Below are 19,700 nucleotides of genomic sequence, written 5' to 3' on the forward strand. Positions count from 1 at the left end.
TCCGCCTTCCAATAGCAATTTAGAGAAAGTTAGTAAAAGGTTTCGCCCTTGCCTGCTCTAGTCAACAGACCATCACACGGTGCAAAAACATCACCATATTTCTGTGCATGATCATTCATTAACTCAATAAGCGTTTTCAAACCTAGCTGATCCATATACTTGAAAGGGCCTCCTAAGAAAGGTGGGAAACCAATGCCAAAGATAGCACCAATATCTCCATCCCTCGCACTGCTGATGATGCCTTCATCCAAACAACGTACTGCTTCATTGAGCATCGGTAGTAGGCAACGTAGCGCAATTTCCTCCTCGGAAAGCTTAGATTCTGGCTTAATGGAAAGCAGCTTATAGACTGACTTATCTACCTTTTTCTTCTTGCCTTTGTACTGATAAAACCCTTTACCACTTTTACGTCCTTTTCTGCCATCATTCAACAAAGTGTCAAACACTTCTGGCCCTCGAAAACGAACACCAAGCTCATTGACCAAAATCGGAGTAATTTTCGCACCGATATCAATACCAACTTCGTCTAACAGAGTAATAGGCCCGACAGGGAAGCCTTGGTTCAGTAGAGCTGAGTCAAGCCTTTCAATTGGCTCTCCCGCCATTAGAGCGTAAGCAGCCTGATTCATGTAAGGAGCGAGGATCCTATTCACGTAAAAGCCTGCTTTATCTTTTACCACTATTGGCGTTTTTCCTTGCTTACGAGCAAACTCCACCGTTGTTGCTATGGTTTGCGGTGATGTCCCTTCGTGAGGTATCACTTCTACCAATGGCATTTTCTCGACCGGACTAAAGTAATGCAGTCCAACCACATTTTCAGGTCTTTTTGCTCCATCTGCTATTTGCTTGATTGGCAAAGATGATGTGTTGGTAGCGAAAATCGTCTGTTCATTCCCGTGTTCTTCGATATCGCTGATCATTTGTTGTTTGAGCGACAAATCTTCAAAAACTGCTTCTACAACAATGTCATTGTTCTTAAAGCTAGTGAAGTCTGTTCCGCCAGAGAGCATTAGCATATTCTTCTGCAATTGAGCTTTGGACAAAATTCTACGCTTACGCTGCTTTTCAAACAGTTTGTAGTTGTAAGAAAGGGCATTGAGAATGCCATCGTTAGACACATCTTTGATTCTCACAGGCACATTAGCTTTAGCAACACTTACATGGCTAATTCCAGCTCCCATCAGTCCACCACCTAAGACGCCAGCTTTCTGTACCGTTTTAGGTTCAGCATCAGCCCCTGTTTCTTTTTTCATTTCAGTTGTAGCAAAGAATATTGAACGTAATGCCTTTGACTCAGAGGTCATTACCAGTTCGCCAAACCGTTTCGCCTCTAACTGAAAACCTTCTGATATCCCTTGCTCAAACCCAGTTCGTATTACTTCGAGAATAGCTGGAACTGCAGGGTAATTACCCCTTGTCTTTTGCTGGCTCTTCTTGGCCGCCTGTTCAAAAACAAGTTTTCGCCCAAGGTTGGTATTGGTTAGAACATTTTCCTTTAGATTGGTTTTCTTTGCTTGCCCACGCTTTCTCTTCGACTTTTCAATAAAACTTTTGGCGGCTTCCAATAAAATCGTGTCAGGCACACAAGCATCAACCATACCTAGCTTTTTGGCTTTTTTAGCTCTAACTTGTTTGCCTGTAAGAATCAGATCTAAAGAAGGAAGCAAACCAATAAGCCTTGGCAAACGCTGAGTCCCACCCGAACCTGGAAGCAGGCCAAGCTGAACCTCAGGTAGACCTAAGCGTGTTTTATCACTATCACTACACACTCGATAGTCACATGCTAAAGCTAGCTCCATTCCTCCACCTAAACAGGGACCATGAATTGCAGCAACAACCGGATAAGGTAAGTCAGATAAGCGTTGAAACAGCTCCTGCCCTTGTTTAGCCAACTCTGTTGCTTCGCTAGCACTCTTGCAACTATCGAGCATGCGGACATCTGCACCGGCCACAAAATTATCTGGTTTGGTAGAATGGACAATCAAGCCTTTCAAAACCGAAGCACTTTCGTCAAGCTGTTCAAATACTTGCTGCATCTCTTGAGCAAACTCAGCTTGTAAAGTGTTCATCTTCTCGCCAGGGACATCAATAGCAAGCCAAGCATAATTGCTTTCGTCGATTGTTAGGTTAAATGCTTTTTCTGTTTTGCTACTCATGAGTCCACCTCCAAAACCATTGCAGCCCCCAAGCCTCCAGCTGCACAAGCTGTATTAAGGGCAAGACCGCCACCTCTACGTTTAAGCTCTCGAAGAGTTTGTGTAATCATGCGAGCCCCTGTCGCGGCGAACGGGTGACCATACGCAATCGAGCCACCCAGCACATTAAACTTATCCATGTCTATCTCACCAATTGCTTTCGAGCGGCCAAGCTTATCATTAGCAAAAGATTGGCTGGCAAACATTTTTACGTTCGCTAAAGTTTGCGCAGCAAAGGCTTCATGCATATCAATTAAATCAAGATCGGATAATGCAATACCTGCTCTATCAAGCGCTATTGGTGTTGCATAGGAAGGCCCCATTAACATGTCTTGTTCTACACCGATTGCTGAGAATGCATAAGAACGTATATAACCTAACGGCTCTAGGCCCAATTCTTTCGCTTTACCCTCTCTCATTACCATAACCGCCGCCGCACCATCTGTTAACGGCGTACTATTTGCGGCCGTCACAGAGCCATATTGACGGTCAAATGCAGGACGCAGTTTTGCATAACCTTCGACTGTCGAGTCATAGCGAATGTTGTTATCCTTATCTAACCACTTCTTATAAGGCTCGGGAAAAGCAGTCATCACTTCATCAGAGATTTTGCCATTGTTCCAAGCCTCTGAAGCAAGTGAATGAGACCTGTGAGCCAGAGCATCTTGTTCAAGACGAGAAATGGCATGAGTTTTTGCCATCTGCTCTGCGGTTTGGCCCATAGACAGGCCTGTAGAGTATTCCGCAACTGCTGGAGGAACAGGGAGTAAATCCTTAAAAGACAGTGTTTTCAGAATACTTAGTTTTTGCGCTATCGTCTTGGATTTACTTAATGCAAGTAGGCCTGCTGCTAATTTTTTTGAAACACCAATTGGCAATACTGAGGAAGAGTCAGCACCGCCCGCAATACCAATATCCGCACTCCCCGCCATGATGCTTTCTGCGACATTCACTACAGACTGAAAGCTAGTCGCACATGCGCGAGTCACACTGTAAGCATCAGTTCCGACATCCATACCCGTGCCCAATACAATTTCTCGAGCAATATTTGGCGCTTCTGGCATTTGAATCACTTGCCCAAACACAACTTGATCGATTAGCTCTGGTTTTATATCGGTTCTGGCAAGTAACTCACTCACCACCATTTTCCCAAGGTCCACTGCAGGAACTTTCTTAAACTCAGTACTTTGGCGTGCAAAAGGCGTTCTTAGCCCTGCGACAATCGCAACTCGCTCACCTGAACGCGTTTTTACTTCCAGCGTGCTCATGAAATCTCCTTTTGTAGAGGTCTGACCTGAAACAGTGTAAATTATTTGTTAAACAATTCAAACATGCGTTTGAGTAAACGTGATATACCTATACCCAAGTGACCGCTAGAAGCATTTCAGTACAAAATGCAACCTGCCTATCTTTTTTACCTCCCCACATTTCTATTTCTGTTCATTCATAAATAAGCTTAATAAATATAAGTGAGCAAATAACGTGCAGTTCAATACCTTGCTAGGATGGAGATAAAAATGAGTGAAGTGGTAATAAGAAAGCTAGAACAATTTGAACATTTTGGTTTTAAATGGATAGCAGCGGGTAGCGGTGGTTTTCATCACTGGGTTACAGATTCAAAAAGCGATGAACAGCCCGAATTTATGACTTGCGGTCTGTGTTGCTTCCACTTGCCAATCGTAGCTGGTATCGAAACTGGAAGGCTGTCTAAAGATGAAGCGGGCGACTTAATTGTCAGTCAAATGAAAAGTGGTATCAGTGGTGGCGAACCTGATGCATGGTTTCAAGGCAAACTAACCAAGAAGGGCATGTTTTCTAGTACCCCAAGTAGAGGGGATATTGTGTTCTTTTCGGCTAAAGAGGCGAAATACTTTGCTCATGTAGCAGTAGCGACTGGTAATGATGACGAAATCATTACTTTTGGCCACGACGCGCCATATCTGCAAGGTGGTAAGCATACTTTATTGGTTGAAAGGAAAACGATTGACGATGTAAAAAGCCTCAACCGCCTTCTGACTGACGTGCACTATTGCTCGCCATCTTGGTAACTTTACATTGAAGCGCTCATTGAAAGTGGGCGTTTTCTTTACCTATGTCATCTCATCCATTACTTTTCTTACGGATAAAAAAAACCACACTAAACAGTGTGGTCGGAAATATAAAGCAATTAACTTACGCCAATTGAAAATAATCAGTTTCCTGATTAGGAGAAAGTAAAGTCAGCCTTCAAAAGGAAGTGTCATCTTGCTCAACGTGCCAGTCACAAGGACTGACCAGATGACAGGACGTACTATAACCCCTCCTTGTATTTACATTTTGAAGTAGATCAATTTTACGTTCGATTAAACTCGTTTTGGCTAGTCATATTTGTTTAGCATCAATTTATCGTTAGTTAAATAACTACGACTGATTGTCCTCGCAGCACAAATGGACACCTCATTCGAACCAACTTTCAGGCTTGAGCTACGATAAATAGGTGGAATTGCGTAGTTTGCAGTCATCGACGAGCAAAGAGGAGGCTCATGTGACATTTGGGAAAATATTTGGAAATAAAAAACCAAATAGTCCGGTCAGCTCAAATATGGACAGACAAAGAAAATACGAAGCGCTTGTTCGCGCTTATCATAGGGATTTATTCCGTTATGCATTTTGGCTATGTAAAGACAAAAGCATTGCCGAAGATTTAGTGCAGGAGACCTGCCTAAGAGCATGGAAATCTCTTGATAGCTTACAGGACGAAAAGGCAGCGAAATCTTGGCTTATCACCATACTTAGGCGAGAAAACGCTCGGCGCTTTGAAAGAAAGCAATTTGACTTAGTAGACATTGACGACCACGGTAACGACGCAAAAGTCAGTGATGACCCACACCATCAATCTGAGTGGGTACAAGCTCAGATAATGAAATTGGATACGGATTATCGAGAACCACTGTTTTTGCAAGTTGTTGGTGGGTTCAGTGGCGAAGAGATCAGTGAGATACTCGAATTAAACAAGAATACAGTAATGACAAGGTTGTTCAGAGCACGTAATCAACTAAAGGAAATGCTGGATTCACGAGACAACAGAGGGCAGCAAAATGGATGATTTAGAATTTCGCCGCCAAATAATGTCAGACCCCAAGTATCGGGACAATGAGATATTAGAGGCGATACAAAGGAGTGACGCAAACAACAAGTTTGTCGATGATATATTAGAGCTAGATGATATTGTCGCTAAAGCAATGAATGTAGATGTGCCCGACGATCTTGCCGACCGCATACTATTCAATCAAAGCTCGTCGGAAAACAGCAACGTAATAAAAGCAAGTTTTACAAAACGCTCAATGGCGATGGCCGCTTCTATAGCGTTTGTAATCGGTATTGTTGTGGGGCAAATTAAATGGGGAAACATCATTGTCTCCCCAGTGCATGCCAGCTTAGAAACAACGGCAATGAAGCATGTTATTGATGAGAAGCCTTTCGTCGAACACCTTGATGAACAAGTTACCTCTAAGCAAATTAACACCAAGTTACGCCCATTTGCATATCAATTTGATCAAGCCTTTCCATATCATGTGTTTTACTTAAATCACTGCGGTTTTGGCCAATCAAATGCACTACATATGGTCTTTCAAGGTGAGAAAGGTAAGGTCACACTGTTTGTCACCAATATACCATCACAGAAATCAATCGATTTTAACAAAGATGGGATGTCGGGTGCTATTGAACCAGTGGGATCCAGCAGCCTAATTTTAGTTGGTGTGCAAGGTGAGAATGTTGATCAAATGGCGAAAAAACTTTCTGCGATGCTTCTTCCCGCCAGCTAGACACTACTTTCTGAAACAAAGCCCGACGCTGTTCGGGCTTTTTTTAAACACCTGTTTAGAGTCAAAACTCTAAAAACACCATTCAATTATTGCTTTTTTGCATTTAAGTTAACAGTTTGTTAAATCAGACCACCGAACCTATAGTGGTCAGAGCTCTAATAAGTATACTTAGGGCAACTCAGAGCACTTGCTCCACAGCACCCGAGAAGAGGTGCAATTAACTGAACAACAAAAGGAAAGCTTCGATGAATAAAATGCGTGTTTACAGAAAGTCGATACTAGCAGTGATGGTCGGCCTTGCTTCTCAGCAAGCTTTCGCTGCTGGATTTCAGCTCAACGCTCAATCAGCTACTGGATTAGGGCGAGCCTTTGCAGGTGATGCTGTAATTGCTGACAACGCTTCAGTTATGGCTCGTAATGCGGCCGCGATGGCATTGTTTGATAAAACTGCATTTTCAATGGGCTTCGAGTCTATTACTTCTAAGATTGAGGTTAAGGATGCAACTTATTCGGTCTTTGGCTCAGACCAAAGTGCTAATTATGGCAACGCCGGTGATACTACTATCGCACCAAATATTCATCTAATTGTACCTATCAACGACAAGTTTGCTTGGGGGGTGGATGTATACTCTAACTTCGGAACTAAAACCGATTTTGGTGACAACTACACTGCCTCAGAGTATGGCGGCTTTACAGAAATTAAAACTTTAAACCTCGGCCTAGCTGGTTCATATAGAATTGATGAGCATTGGAGTGTTGGTGCTGGCTTAGACATAGTCTATGGATATGGAAAGCTAAAGCGCACATCTAGTGATGCTTTACGGACAGCAGTTCCTAGCTACCCAACAACAGTCGCTAACATTGATGCAGATGGATTTGGATTAGGCTTTAACATAGGTACAGTTTACGAATTGGATGACAAAAACAGGTTTGGGTTTTCGTACCACTACCAACCAGATGTAAAAGCTAAGGGTGATGATACCTATGCTGATACTAGTTATCCAGATGACGAAGTAACTCTCAAATTACCTGATATGGCGGAGTTTTCTGGTTATCATCGACTAAATCAAGAATTCGCTGTGCACTATAGTATCCAGTGGATTAATTGGAGTGAGTTCGACACTTTAGACTCTAGCTCTTTGTCAGTGCCTATCAAAACTTACAATTGGAAAGATGGTTGGCACTATGCTGTTGGCGGAACTTACTACCTAAACTCAACTTGGACGCTACGTGCTGGATACATGTATGACACGAGCGCACAAGACAGTCTCACTTCTATTTCGGTACCTGATTCCGATAGACAATGGTTCTCGACTGGCTTCACGTATCATATTGATGAAGAATCAAATGTCGACTTCGGCTTTACATACTTACTAGGCAAGGACGTTAACGTATCAGAAAGCACCACTAGTGGCGGTACTGAGCTCTCATCTTTAACTGCTGTGACACATGCTGATGCTATTCTAATGGGTCTTCAATATAGCCGCACTTTCTAATATAAATTGGTCTCCTCACACTAAAAAGGGCTGATAATTCAGCCCTTTATTTTCTCATCAAATTATTATTGAAATCCGCTATCCATGTACTCATCAATGAGCGCGTCATCATCAGAGGTATCTTTCGTCTGAGGTGGGGTCACCTCTGCTTTAAAGTTTTGATGTTGGATATACATGTCGCGAGTTAGCGCATATGGATCTGGTGAGTTATTGATCATCGGCTCTTGTGAAACCAATGCTGCACGAGACTCCATTCCTTGCAGTGCCCATTTACCAACTGCTGCCCAAATGTTGAGTAGCGAAAGCGGCGCATATAAATCATCTGCGTAGTCAGCAGACTCCCTCACTGTCCATGGGCCATAACCGGGAACCATCACATAAGGACCATTACCCACCCCATAGTGGCCTACCACATCACCAAAGCTTCTGTCCCCGTAATTGGTAATACCGGCTTCACCAGCAATATCAATCAAACCGAGCAAACCTATTGTCGAGTTAATCCAGAATCGATTAAAGTGCGCCAGCGCTTGCTTACCATTACCCATTAGCAAACTGTTGATCATGCTAGAAGGCTCATCAAGGTTGGAAAGGAAGTTCGAGATTCCGGTACGAATTGGAGAAGGAACATGATGTACATAGGCAAGAGAAACTGGCCTAACAATATATGGGTCTAGGTAGTTGTAGTTAATGTCCCACATCTCGCGGTTAAAGCCCTCCAGTGGATCACTTACATGAGATCCAGAGGCTGCTTGTTGATTGGTCGAGTCTTCTGACTTTTCATCTGGCCCACTTGCACAGCCAGAAAGTGTGAATACAAAGAGTAGCATCAGCCACGCTTTGGATCGTCGAGTCTTCATTATTCTTTTTCCATAAAACAAAGACCGGTTAACAAACCGGCCTACAAACTTCAGATATTTCCTGAAAGAACCTATAGATTGCTATACATAGAGCAACTACTTGAACTGTTTATCTATTAGTATATTAATAGGTTGGCCCAATTTTACAACCTCACTCTCTCCGTACCAGTCGCCTTTCTTAGTTGACACATTGCCGTCGCTGTCGATTCTCGCTTTTACAATCAAGTCTTTCAGATCGGATATTTTCCTGCCTTGAATCATGCTATTGCTGTCGTCAAGCACGATTGAAACAGGAAACTTTGTAGCTGGATAACGCGCTGCTGCAACAGGCATTGGTGAGCCATCAGCAGTATGAACCGAAACGATTAGAACAGAGTTAGGGTTGACTGAAACACCCTTTGCAAGGGATACCTTCACTGGCACCGAAACACCATGAACTACTTTGCTACCAGACAGCTGCTTCTGAGCAAGAGCAATGCTTCGCTCTAACATGCTGTAACGAGCATCTTCAGGAGTGACCAATCGTTGCATCTGTTGCCAGTATTCAATGGCTCTCGTATATTGCTGATTTTCAAACGCATCAAACGCTATAAGCGATAACACCTGCAAATTGGCATAGCCTTGACGAACCAAGCCCTCAAGTAAGCCACGAGCTTTCTCGTGATCTTGTTCGTCTTGAGACATCATCAATGCCTGCGCATAGCCAAGCTGTATAGTAGGACTGGCAGAGTTCATTTTGTACGCTCTCTCCATTGCCTCTACTGCAGTATTCGCATCTCGATTGGCGATGCCTATTTTGCCAAGCAGAAGCCAACCCATCGCATCATCTGGCTGATAATACAAGCGAGTGCGCAACGCCAAGCTAAGATCCTTCAACTCTTGTTCTGTCATCGGTTGACTAGATTCAGTCATCAGTTTTTTGGACAGCTCAGGTAAACGGGCAGTGACTTGCTGCCAATCTTGAACCTGCTTTAGCCCGCCAACTGACATATATATTCCGTATGAAGCAACGATAACAAAAAGCATAGATAGCGCTAGGATAGCTTTAGGTGAAAAGCCTGAGCCTTTGGAACCATTTTGACTAGCGGGAATATCATCCAACAAAGACTGTTTGAGGTCGCTGACTAACTCCTGTTGGTCGACAACTAAGCCAGCCTCTGCTTCTTTGCTCAATTCACCAAGCCTGTCTTTATAAAACGCTTTGTTTAATTCATCCCTTAATGCTCTATCACCTTTTGAGTTGCTTTTCATTAATGGGATAGCGACGATAAAGCAACTAAACAGAACAATCGCAACTGTAGCAAACCAAAATATTGCCATTATTCGTCCTCTCCGTGTTGTTTTTTGTTTAGAAGCTCATTGAGTTTCGCTTCTTTATCCTCATCCCATGTTGAATCTGGGGTCACCTTCTTAGCTTTTCGGCTCCTTAGCACTATTACAGTGAAACCAAATACAAGCACAAAGCCTGGGCCAATCCACAAAATAGCTGTTGACCAGTTAAAGGGAGGATTGTAGGTGACAAAATTGCCATATCTAGCAACCATATAGTCTACGATTTGGGCCTTAGACTTTCCTTCTTTCGTCATCACATAGACTTTTTGACGTAAGTCTTGAGCAAGCCCTGCATTAGAATCAGCAATAGTGTTGTTTTGACACTTTGGACAGCGCAACGTATTGCTGAGCTCTTGGAATTGCTTTTCCTGCTGCTGGTTGTCGAAATCATACACTTCAATAGCGGCTTGAGCTACTGAGCAAAAGGCCAATGTAGCGAATAAAATCATCAAGAATTTTTTCATGATTTTGCCTCCGCTTTCATTTGCTCATAAATCGGTTGCAATGTTTTCTTCCAATTAGTCGGGTTTACATCCCCAATATGGCGATAACGAATAATACCATTCGCATCAATGAAGAAAGTTTCAGGTGCCCCATAAACACCCAGGTCTAGCCCAAGCATACCGTTACCATCATACAAGCTGATCAAATACGGGTTTCCAAGCTTATTTAGCCAGTTAACCGCTTTATCTCTTTGGTCTTTGTAATCAAGACCAATTATTTTCACGCCTTGTCCTGCTAGTTCGTTAAGGTATTGATGCTCAGAGTAACAAGTTGGGCACCATGTCGCCCAAACGTTGAGAAGCATAGGCTCGCCTTTGAAAATGCTCTGATCATAAAGTTTTCCTGGCTCGGCCAAGTCTTCTAGGTGAAAGTTGGGCACGGGTTTTCCTACCAGCACTGACTCTAACTTAGTCGGGTCATCTCCATCGGAATTACGTACCAATTGAACGGCAAACACCAAAACCAAAAGTAAAAAAGCAGCTAGAGGAATAAACAGTATTTTCTTGTTCATTTTTATGCCTCCTGCTCTTGAATACGGATTTTTGCTGAGCTCTTTCTGAAGCGATATCGCTTATCACTGATAGCAAGAATGCCACCGATCGCCATAAACAATGCCCCTGCCCAGATCCAGCGTACAAATGGTTTGTAGTAAATGCGAACAGCCCAAGACTTACCATCATCTAAGCGCTCGCCCATCGCAATATATAGATCTCGAGTCAAGCCGCGATCTATAGCAGCCTCAGTCATCATGGACCTTGCGGTTCGATAGAAACGTTTTTCAGCGTATAATGTGTTAATTGGTTTTCCGTTATTAGTCACATCAAATTGTGCAACATAGCCATCATAGTTAGGCCCATCTCTGTTACTCAATCCAGCAAAATAGAAGTCATAGCCTTCAATCTGGAAATGTTCCCCCGGTGCTAGACGAACGTCTCGTTCAATACTGTAGTTCTGCACCATTGCTATGCCGATTACGGTTACTGCCAAACCAATGTGTCCTAACATCATTGACCAATGGCTGCGCTGTAGCTTCGTTATACCTTGCCAGAATGTATGTCGATGCGTCGCTCGCTCATAGAGTTCCAAGCCGTGCATACTAATAATCCACAGTGCCATAATCCAGCCAAGGTAAGCCATAACGCTAAAACTATCTGCTAGTAAGTACACACATACAAAGCCACCAAGCAACGAAACAACAGCAGATACGATTGATGGCTTAACCAGCTTAGATAAATCGTCTCGTTTCCATCTAATTAGTGGCCCAATACCTAGCAATAATGCGAACGGTATCATCAGCCAAGCAAACAACATATTGAAAAATGGCGCACCAATTGACACAGAACCCAATCCAAGTTGTTTGTGCACAAGTGGCAACAAGGTGCCAATCAATACCACTACCAATGCCGCTATCAATATAACGTTGTTTCCGAGCAGTGCATTTTCTCTAGAAATCAAACTAAAGTTGCCTCGTACTCGTACCGCACCACCTTTCAATGCAAACAGCAACAGCGAACCACCAATCACCAGTACGAGGAAGGCTAGAATGAACATTCCTCTCGCCGGATCTGAAGCAAAAGCATGAACAGAAACCAGAATCCCTGAACGGACTAAGAATGTCCCTAGTAGGCTCAATGAGAACGCCGAGATTGCGAGCAATACCGTCCAAGCCTTAAACGTGCCTCGTTTTTCAGTGACAGCAAGAGAGTGCATGAGCGCTGTTCCTGCCAACCAAGGCATAAACGAAGCGTTTTCTACAGGATCCCAGAACCACCAGCCTCCCCAGCCAAGTTCGTAATATGCCCACCATGATCCTAGTGCAATGCCAAGTGTCAAAAATAGCCAAGCAGCTGTTGTCCACGGCCTAGACCAACGTGCCCAAGCTGTATCTAAACGCCCTGTCATGAGTGACGCAATGGCAAACGAAAAAGCGACCGAAAAGCCAACATATCCCATGTAGAGCATAGGCGGATGGATAATTAGCCCTGGGTCTTGTAGGAGTGGATTCAAATCCCGACCATCTACTGGGAAGAAAGGAAGTGTTCTAATGAATGGGTTTGAAGTGATGATGATGAACAACAGGAAGCCGACACTAATTAGGCCCATGATTGCCAGAACCCGTGCCACTGACTCTTGTGGCATTCCTCGGCTAAATACAGCAACAGCAACTGTCCAACCAGCTTGAATCAAAACCCAAAGCAACAATGAACCTTCATGTGCTCCCCAAACTGCTGTTAAGCGGTAGTACCAAGGTAGTTGGCTATTTGAGTTGCTGGCGACGTATTGTAACGTGAAGTCGTTGGTATAAAACGCCCATAATAAAATACAGAATGACAATAAAATCAGAGCAAACATACCAAACGACAATGGCCTAGCGGTAGCCATTAATACGTCATTGTTTTTCGATGCTCCAATCAAAGGCAATACGCTCAATAGTACAGCCATTGACAACGCTACGATCAATGCAAACTGACCTACTTCAGCAATCATTGAGCAGTTCCTTGAGTTTGTTGTTGTGTATATTTCAAAGGTTGATGGTTTTTCTGCATAGCTTCCGCAATTTCAGGTGGCATGTATTCTTCATCGTGTTTTGCCAGTACTTCAAACGCTTCAACTGTGTTAGCATTTTTCAATACACCTTGAGCAACGATACCTTGCCCTTCTCGGAACAGATCAGGAAGAATGCCGTTATAAGTCACCGTTACCGCAGGACCCACATCTTTTAGCTGGAAACTAACCATTAGGGAATTAGGGTCACGCTTTACCGAACCTGCGACAACCATTCCCCCTATTCTAAGACGCTGTCCTACTTCTGGCTTCGTTCCGTCAGGCTTACCTTGAACTAACTCTGTTGGAGTATAAAACAAGTCCATATTTTGGCTAAGAGCATATAAAATCAAGCCAACAGTCGCTCCTACCCCGATCAACAAAGACAAAACGATACCTAAGCGCTTTTTTCTTCGTGGGTTCATAACGTATTCTCCAAATCTTTTGCAGCTTCAATTCTGGCAAGTCGATCCTTCCTACTTTTTACTTGTTTGAGAACTTTGCTCTGCTGACGAATACTAGAAAGTAGTAATAGAAGCAAAGCGCTAAAAGTGATACCAAACGCACTCCACACATAAGCTGCATAGCCACCCATTTGTAGAAAGTCATGTACAGTTTGAAAATGCATTATTCACTCACCTCGCTAAATTTCTCAGAGGCCAGCTTCTCAACCCATGGCCGATGACTTTCTTTGCTAAGTATCTCGCTACGTAAGCGAATCAACGTTACAGAGGCAAAGAAAAATGCAAATCCAAATATATTAAATAGAAGTGGCCAAAGCATATCGCTGGCAATAGAAGGTTTATCGAATTTAGTAATCGTGGCTCCTTGATGCAGAGTGTTCCACCACTCTACGGAATAATGAATTATTGGAATATTCACTACCCCGACAAGAGCCAAAATTCCAGCTGCTTTAGCGCCAGTTTTTTGGTCATCAAATGCGTGATATAAGGCAATAACACCAAGATATAAAAACAATAAGATGAGCTCTGAGGTCAGGCGAGCATCCCATACCCACCATGTACCCCACATGGGTTTGCCCCACACAGAGCCTGTCACCAAAGCGATAAACGTAAATACCGCTCCAATTGGAGCCATGGCCGAGGCCGCTAAGTCTGAGATCCGCAGCTGCCAAACCATACCGATGAAAGCTGCTATCGCCATAGACATATACACTCCCATCGACCAAATAGCCGCTGGAACATGGATATAGATGATTCTAAAACTATCGCCTTGCTGATAGTCAGTCGGAGCAAATGCAAGCCCCCAAACCGTTCCAACTACTAAGCACACAATTGCCAATACCGAGAACCAAGGCAGCATTTTCCCACATAGCTGGAATGCTGATTCTGGTTTTGCATACGGATGAAGCCATTTCCACATTACATATACTCACTATTTTCCTTGGACATCCTGCTTCTTATCTATTGGAGATATATTATTCTTGTTTTCGGAAGTCCATTTACTCTTAATTAATAAAATACGTTATACATTAAAATCGTGTCACAATTCGCCTCAAAGAATTCACACTAGTTCACACTTACTTTCAGTGCTGCTGCTATCGCAAAAGGGGTCAGAGTAATGGAGCCGACCAGCATTGCGCCCAAAACAGCAAGCTGACCACTGTATGGCATTCCCAAGGATCCTGCTTCTATTGCTGAAGTAGCGAATATGAGAACAGGCACGTAAAGAGGCAGCACAAGCAAGCTCAGTAATACTCCACCTTTTTGCAGCCCTACAGTCAAAGCAACACCAATCGCACCAATAAAGCTCAATGTTGGGGTTCCTATCAGGAGAGTTAACACCACAGCAAGCCAGGTATTGAAGTCTAAAGAAAGTAGAATAGACAAAAGCGGGCTGATAATTAAAAGTGGTAACCCGGTTAATATCCAATGAGCCAATACCTTTGCGATAGCAATGATGGGGACAGGAACAGGAGTCAGCATCATTTGCTCTAGTGACCCATCTTGGAAATCATCACGAAACAACCTCTCTAGAGACAGTAGTGATGCCAACAATGCAGCTACCCATACTATACCCGGTGCAATCCTAGCGAGTAAGTTTGGCTCAGGACCTATTCCAAGAGGGAACAAAGTGATAACAATAATAAAAAACCACAGCGGATTTAGAATATCGGCTTGCCTGCGAAAAGCGATTAATAACTCACGCCGAATAACGGTAAGCATTGCTGAAATCATTGCTTAGTCCCCCAGCCTAATTTTTCTTAAGCTGTTATTATCGGTAAACATGTCTTGGTGTGTGGTAAGAAGTACCATTCCGCCTTTCTTAGCATGAGACAAAAACAGTGACTCCAATACTTTAACACCTTGTTTATCGATAGCCGTAAGCGGTTCATCTAATATCCAAAGCTTCTGCGAACTTAACCAAAGCCTTGCTAATGCGACTCTACGCTGCTGACCTGCAGACAATTGAGAAACAAGAACGTCTTCACGTCCCGCTAAGCCCACTTGAGTTAGCGCGCGATAAATATCGTTCTTACTTACGAGTTGAGAAGAATGGATAGATAGGAAAAAACGCAAATTCTCGTATGCGGTTAGGTCTTTTTTAATACCTGTTTGATGACCTAAAAAAATCAGTTCTGAATAGTAACTATCGCGAGCAACTTTGATAGGTTCTTTGTTCCACAGAACTTCACCAGCATCGCAATCACTCAAACCAGCAATAGCTCGCAACAGAGTCGTTTTTCCAGCTCCATTGCGCCCTTCTATTTGAACTATTTCTCCAGTATCAATCGAGAATGAAAGTGAGTCAAAAAGAACCCTTTCATCACGTACTACAGTGAGCTTGTTTACGTCTAACATATTCCATTACGTAGATTGATTGAAGGTGTTAGTTTACCACAGCCCATAAGGGACTACAGGTAGCTACGACCGCTTTCAATCACGAAACAAGGTAAGAACATATTAATATTTGTTATGCATTTGTAAAATCAAATTAGAATAAGATATCTAGGTGATCATTTCTATCGGATAAGGCTCTGTACAAAGTTTAGAGTTACTTTCTACCAGCCGCTCGTTTTCTTATTTTTCCAGCCCGTTCTGGGCTACTTTCCAATGGTGGGATTTTTTCTTTGCCCGCAATTTTTTTTTGCAATGACATCATTAGTTCTGCCTCTGCCTTAGGCAACTCACATTCTTCGATTAGCTCTTCGACATCAGCACCCAACTGAACCATTTTGGTAGCTCTAGAGTAAAGCCGTCCATCATTGTCCTCTTGTTCAAGTTCTACAAGCCGTTCATTGAGGTGCTGGATGATTTCTTGCTGCTCGCTAACACGTTGGCCTAAGCCGACTACCACGGAGCGCACTTCAAGAATTTGCTTGTTTGACTTTTTCAACTCTTTATCGAGCAAACGAACCTGTTGGCGGGTTGCATCTGTAACAGACGTGAGCCGCCCTTTTAGCTTATATATCGCAACTATCAGTAACAATATAACCAAGACTGCTACTCCAGCGATCACTGGAGCACTTGTGATAAGCGAAATATTCATTACAAACTGGCCATTTCATCCCACTCTTCTTCAGTAAGAAGTTTGTTTAGATCGACGAGAATCAGTAGTTTTCCATCGCGATTGCTGACGCCTTGAATGAACTTAGCACTTTCATCGGTACCTACACTCGGCGTGGTATCAATTTCAGAAGAGCGTAGGTATACCACTTCAGCAACACTGTCTACCAAGATACCTATCACTTGACGCTCTGACTCAATAACAATAATCCGAGTATTGTCGGTGATTTCGCCGTCACTAAGACCAAATCGAGACCGTGTATCAATAACTGTTACTACGTTGCCACGCAGGTTAATGATCCCCAAAACGTAATTCGGCGCACCAGGTACAGGCGCAATTTCTGTGTAGCGTAAAACTTCACGGACCTGCATTACATTGATACCGTAAGTTTCTTCTTCTAATTGGAACGTCACCCACTGAAGCACTTCGTCATTGGATTGATCTTTCCTTACTTCTACTTCACTTGTTTGAGACATACCTTTTCCTCTCTTGTCGTTACCGACATTTTTCCTATTTTTCGAGTGCTTTTACATCTAGCCCTGCATTAAGCATAGCTATCAATGCTTCTACATGTATTAAAGCACACATTTTTTCTTTAACCATTCCAGCAAGCCAAGGGCGTTTTCCAGCCTGTTCACGCCAGCGAACTTTCTCTGAGTCGAGTACTTCAGTTCCTTTCAATAAAGTGCTTGCTAATCCCCACATACTGCTGCCAAGCATTACGATATACTGATAATCGTCCTTATAACTCTCATCTTGAAGTTTTTCAGACATTACCCAGCGAGCAGTATCAACGACATCCAACTGACTATCATTGTTGGTTTGTAACCCTAAATACCAGTCTGGGCGGCCAAGTAAATGATTCAGTTCCTCACCGATTTTGTGTATACCACCTAACTCGTCCAGCGGTACGGCAAAAGTCATCGCATTGACTTCAAAATATAGAACTTGGAAGCTTTCATCACGAGCGGTATTATGCCATTCCTTAACTTCACGAGTTTCTGCTTCCAGCTCTGGCTCAAGCGCGACTTCTGTTTCAACTTCGGGCTCAATAGCTGCTACTTGCTCTTCAATGATTTCTATCGTTTCTTCTTCAACGACTTCTATTGGCGGAGCTTCATAGACCTCTTCAATCGCACTATCAAAAGCTTCGGCCTCCAGCTCTTGTTCAATCACTGGCTCGGGTTCGACAACTGTTTCCGTTTTACTTTGAGCTTGCTGCTTACTGATAGCGATCTGATCAGTATTTTGCTCTAAAATCTCTTCGAGATTGAGCTTATCAACAATATTTTCTGTTTCGAGCTGCTCTAACAACCGTTCGACATCTTGAAGGTTCGGCACCTCAGGCTCATCTTGAGGCGCTTCATAATAACTACTTTCAGCTACAGGTTGGCGTTTAGGTTCAAAAGTGGGTTCATGATCCTTATTCGGCTCGTCTTTTTCGATGACTGCCGTCTCCTCATCCAACAACGCTGAGAAGTAATTATCAAGCGCCTGTTCACTTGATAACCAAGAGTCATTGCTCATCAAACGCTGACCTCTCTAAGAAAATAAGTAACTGCTTATACGCGAACACCCCACGGCTCCCAGCTGCAAAGTGAGATACGGGAAGGTGCTTCAAACTAGCATCACGAAATTTAGTGTCTATTGGAACCGCAGATTTCCAAACCTGCTCAGGGTAGTTTTTCTTAAGCTGACTGAGAGTCTGCAAGGAAGCATTGGTGCGCTTATCGTACATGGTTGGAACAATCGTCACTTTGAACGGATCATTTCTAGATTTTTGCATGATGGCAAGAGTACGAATCATTCGCTCTAAACCTTTCATCGCCAAAAATTCTGTTTGCACTGGAATGAGAATACGATCACTAGCTGCAAGAGCATTAACCATCATCACACCTAGAATTGGTGGGCAGTCAATCAATACATAATCATATATTTCACTCAAGCACTCCAATGAGCGCTTTAAGATAAGGCCCATGCCGCTGCGGTTGCCCATCACCCTATCGAGTGTTGCCAAAGACATATGCGCAGGGATAAGGTCTATTCCTTCAACGTTGGAATCACAAATCAACGGGGTGATTAGTTCTGCCGAAAACTCTCTAAGCTGAAATAAATCAAATAGGCTTTTAGAAACACTATCAGGGTCGTACCCAAGATAAGTGGTCAGGGACGCATGTGGATCTGTATCCACTAATAGAACACGCTTTCCCTGCTTACTTAACAAACCAGCCAGAGTGATAGTCGTTGTCGTTTTCCCGACACCACCCTTTTGATTTGCAACACTCCATACAATCATTGCTGTACCCCTATGTTAGGCCGACTTCAACCAACATACGTTCTGCGATGCGATCCAAAGGTAAGTCCTCAGACGAAATACCCGCCTTAGCTACAGCTTGCGGCATTCCGTAAACTACACAACTTTCTTCATCCTGAGCCCAAATTGTAGCTCCAGCAGATTTAAGCATTCGGGCACCTTCTCTACCGTCAGCCCCCATACCTGTCAAAATCATTGACAATACTTTGTCTGAAAAAATTTTGGCCGCGGAGCCAAAAGTCACATCGACACACGGTTTATAGTTCATTTTGTCACCACCATCGATGACTTTGAGTTTAGTAGAACCTGGCCTACCATCAAACATCATTTGCTTGCCACCCGGAGCCAAATAAGCAACGCCGGGCCTTAATATATCTCCATCTTGAGCTTCCTTAACCTCGATCTTACACAAGCTATTTAATCGGCTAGCGAAAGCCGATGTAAACGTCGCTGGCATGTGCTGTATCAGCACAATCGGGTGAGGGTAATTAGCTGGTAGCTTTGTTAAGATTTTTTGCAATGCTACGGGGCCACCTGTCGAGGTGCCTATTGCTGTCAACTTATAGCTTTTACCTGAGGAGCGAAAGCGCCCCCTAGTTTGCTCTTTCGGTTTTGCCGCAACATTGGCTCCACCAGCAGGTCGAGTAGAAGTCGCGGGTTTCTGCACCGCTGTTCGAGGCTGCGATATTGGCCGGCGAAGGCTAGTACGCTTATTCGCAATCTGCAGAACTCGTTGCTGAAGCAATGAGACTGCTTCATCACGGTTTCTTGCAATATCCTCAAATTTTTTCGGTAAGAAATCTAAAGCTCCCGCATCAAGCGCGTCCAAAGTAGCTTTAGCCCCTTCATGCGTAAGAGACGAGAACATTAATATTGGTACAGGAGATTGAGCCATTATTTTCTTCACCGCGGTAATGCCGTCCATTATCGGCATTTCAATATCCATGGTGATGACGTCAGGTTTTATCTCTATCGCCTTTTCAACAGCTTCCTTACCATTTGTTGCTACACCTACCACTTCCATGCGCGATTCAGAGTTAATGATCTCACTCACTCGACGACGAAAAAAACTAGAATCATCAACAACTAATACTCTAATCGCCATATAAGTCCTTCTTAATACG

21 protein-coding genes are annotated in these 19,700 nt (G+C 43.4%); 4 read left to right on the forward strand and 17 right to left on the reverse strand.

All coding sequences use genetic code 11. From position 1 onward, the window contains the following. Window positions 1-29 precede the first annotated feature (29 nt). A complete protein-coding gene (gene fadJ, locus L7A31_RS15050; protein WP_237362592.1) occupies window positions 30-2,156 on the reverse strand; it encodes a fatty acid oxidation complex subunit alpha FadJ in 2,127 nt (708 codons plus the stop codon). Next, window positions 2,153-3,463 carry an acetyl-CoA C-acyltransferase FadI gene (gene fadI / locus L7A31_RS15055; protein WP_237362593.1) on the reverse strand — a complete coding sequence of 437 codons (1,311 nt, stop codon included), beginning with the start codon at window positions 3,461-3,463 and terminating at the stop codon, window positions 2,153-2,155. Before fadI ends, fadJ begins: the two co-directional genes overlap by 4 nt. A gap of 249 nt (window positions 3,464-3,712) precedes the next feature. On the opposite strand from fadI, the gene L7A31_RS15060 reads away from it, so the two are divergent. The 4 genes from L7A31_RS15060 to L7A31_RS15075 all read left to right on the forward strand — a co-directional run bounded on the left by L7A31_RS15060 (window position 3,713) and on the right by L7A31_RS15075 (window position 7,497). Further along, on the forward strand, window positions 3,713-4,243 hold the full coding sequence (locus L7A31_RS15060) for a hypothetical protein (RefSeq protein ID WP_237362594.1): 531 nt from the start codon (window positions 3,713-3,715) through the stop codon (window positions 4,241-4,243). 491 nt (window positions 4,244-4,734) lie between these two features. Further along, the gene (locus L7A31_RS15065; protein WP_237363577.1) at window positions 4,735-5,280 is read left to right on the forward strand and encodes a sigma-70 family RNA polymerase sigma factor; all 546 of its coding nucleotides are present in this window, start codon (window positions 4,735-4,737) and stop codon (window positions 5,278-5,280) included. Further along, window positions 5,273-6,001: a DUF3379 domain-containing protein gene (locus tag L7A31_RS15070; RefSeq protein WP_237362595.1), complete on the forward strand. Its 729-nt coding sequence runs from the start codon at window positions 5,273-5,275 to the stop codon at window positions 5,999-6,001. Before L7A31_RS15065 ends, L7A31_RS15070 begins: the two co-directional genes overlap by 8 nt. Window positions 6,002-6,246: 245 nt before the next feature. After that, on the forward strand, window positions 6,247-7,497 hold the full coding sequence (locus tag L7A31_RS15075) for an outer membrane protein transport protein (RefSeq protein ID WP_237362596.1): 1,251 nt from the start codon (window positions 6,247-6,249) through the stop codon (window positions 7,495-7,497). A 65-nt stretch (window positions 7,498-7,562) separates the two neighbouring features. Here the strand turns inward: L7A31_RS15075 and L7A31_RS15080 are convergent, their stop codons facing one another. The 15 genes from L7A31_RS15080 to L7A31_RS15150 all read right to left on the reverse strand — a co-directional run bounded on the left by L7A31_RS15080 (window position 7,563) and on the right by L7A31_RS15150 (window position 19,681). After that, window positions 7,563-8,354 (reverse strand): MlaA family lipoprotein, encoded by a 792-nt coding sequence (locus L7A31_RS15080; protein WP_237362597.1) that lies wholly within the window; start codon window positions 8,352-8,354, stop codon window positions 7,563-7,565. A 96-nt stretch (window positions 8,355-8,450) separates the two neighbouring features. Beyond that, the gene (gene ccmI, locus L7A31_RS15085) at window positions 8,451-9,674 is read right to left on the reverse strand and encodes a c-type cytochrome biogenesis protein CcmI (protein WP_237362598.1); all 1,224 of its coding nucleotides are present in this window, start codon (window positions 9,672-9,674) and stop codon (window positions 8,451-8,453) included. Next, complete coding sequence (locus tag L7A31_RS15090) at window positions 9,674-10,150, reverse strand: cytochrome c-type biogenesis protein (RefSeq protein WP_237362599.1); 477 nt, start codon at window positions 10,148-10,150, stop codon at window positions 9,674-9,676. Before L7A31_RS15090 ends, ccmI begins: the two co-directional genes overlap by 1 nt. Beyond that, window positions 10,147-10,701 (reverse strand): DsbE family thiol:disulfide interchange protein, encoded by a 555-nt coding sequence (locus L7A31_RS15095; protein WP_237362600.1) that lies wholly within the window; start codon window positions 10,699-10,701, stop codon window positions 10,147-10,149. The genes L7A31_RS15090 and L7A31_RS15095 overlap by 4 nt, the downstream gene beginning before the upstream one ends. 2 nt (window positions 10,702-10,703) lie before the next feature. After that, the gene (locus L7A31_RS15100) at window positions 10,704-12,677 is read right to left on the reverse strand and encodes a heme lyase CcmF/NrfE family subunit (RefSeq protein ID WP_237362601.1); all 1,974 of its coding nucleotides are present in this window, start codon (window positions 12,675-12,677) and stop codon (window positions 10,704-10,706) included. Beyond that, complete coding sequence (gene ccmE / locus L7A31_RS15105) at window positions 12,674-13,159, reverse strand: cytochrome c maturation protein CcmE (RefSeq protein WP_237362602.1); 486 nt, start codon at window positions 13,157-13,159, stop codon at window positions 12,674-12,676. The genes L7A31_RS15100 and ccmE overlap by 4 nt, the downstream gene beginning before the upstream one ends. Next, window positions 13,156-13,362, reverse strand: coding sequence for a heme exporter protein CcmD (gene ccmD / locus L7A31_RS15110; RefSeq protein WP_237362603.1), 207 nt, complete (start codon window positions 13,360-13,362; stop codon window positions 13,156-13,158). Before ccmD ends, ccmE begins: the two co-directional genes overlap by 4 nt. Beyond that, on the reverse strand, window positions 13,362-14,117 hold the full coding sequence (locus tag L7A31_RS15115) for a heme ABC transporter permease (RefSeq protein WP_237362604.1): 756 nt from the start codon (window positions 14,115-14,117) through the stop codon (window positions 13,362-13,364). The genes ccmD and L7A31_RS15115 overlap by 1 nt, the downstream gene beginning before the upstream one ends. A 146-nt stretch (window positions 14,118-14,263) precedes the next feature. After that, entirely contained in the window at window positions 14,264-14,932 is a 669-nt protein-coding gene (gene ccmB / locus L7A31_RS15120; protein WP_237362605.1) for a heme exporter protein CcmB, read from the reverse strand. Window positions 14,933-14,935: 3 nt separating this feature from the next. Then, the gene (gene ccmA / locus L7A31_RS15125) at window positions 14,936-15,556 is read right to left on the reverse strand and encodes a cytochrome c biogenesis heme-transporting ATPase CcmA (protein WP_237362606.1); all 621 of its coding nucleotides are present in this window, start codon (window positions 15,554-15,556) and stop codon (window positions 14,936-14,938) included. A gap of 193 nt (window positions 15,557-15,749) precedes the next feature. Next, window positions 15,750-16,244 carry a DUF2802 domain-containing protein gene (locus tag L7A31_RS15130; RefSeq protein ID WP_237362607.1) on the reverse strand — a complete coding sequence of 165 codons (495 nt, stop codon included), beginning with the start codon at window positions 16,242-16,244 and terminating at the stop codon, window positions 15,750-15,752. Then, complete coding sequence (locus tag L7A31_RS15135) at window positions 16,244-16,738, reverse strand: chemotaxis protein CheW (protein ID WP_237362608.1); 495 nt, start codon at window positions 16,736-16,738, stop codon at window positions 16,244-16,246. Before L7A31_RS15135 ends, L7A31_RS15130 begins: the two co-directional genes overlap by 1 nt. Before the next feature lie 34 nt (window positions 16,739-16,772). Further along, on the reverse strand, window positions 16,773-17,789 hold the full coding sequence (locus L7A31_RS15140) for a chemotaxis protein CheW (RefSeq protein WP_237362609.1): 1,017 nt from the start codon (window positions 17,787-17,789) through the stop codon (window positions 16,773-16,775). Further along, the gene (locus tag L7A31_RS15145) at window positions 17,779-18,558 is read right to left on the reverse strand and encodes a ParA family protein (protein WP_237362610.1); all 780 of its coding nucleotides are present in this window, start codon (window positions 18,556-18,558) and stop codon (window positions 17,779-17,781) included. The genes L7A31_RS15140 and L7A31_RS15145 overlap by 11 nt, the downstream gene beginning before the upstream one ends. Window positions 18,559-18,568: 10 nt before the next feature. Then, window positions 18,569-19,681 (reverse strand): protein-glutamate methylesterase/protein-glutamine glutaminase, encoded by a 1,113-nt coding sequence (locus L7A31_RS15150; RefSeq protein WP_237362611.1) that lies wholly within the window; start codon window positions 19,679-19,681, stop codon window positions 18,569-18,571. Between the last annotated feature and the right edge of the window lie 19 nt (window positions 19,682-19,700).

The organism is Vibrio marisflavi CECT 7928 (genome assembly GCF_921294215.1).
Classification (GTDB): Bacteria; Pseudomonadota; Gammaproteobacteria; order Enterobacterales; family Vibrionaceae; genus Vibrio; species Vibrio marisflavi.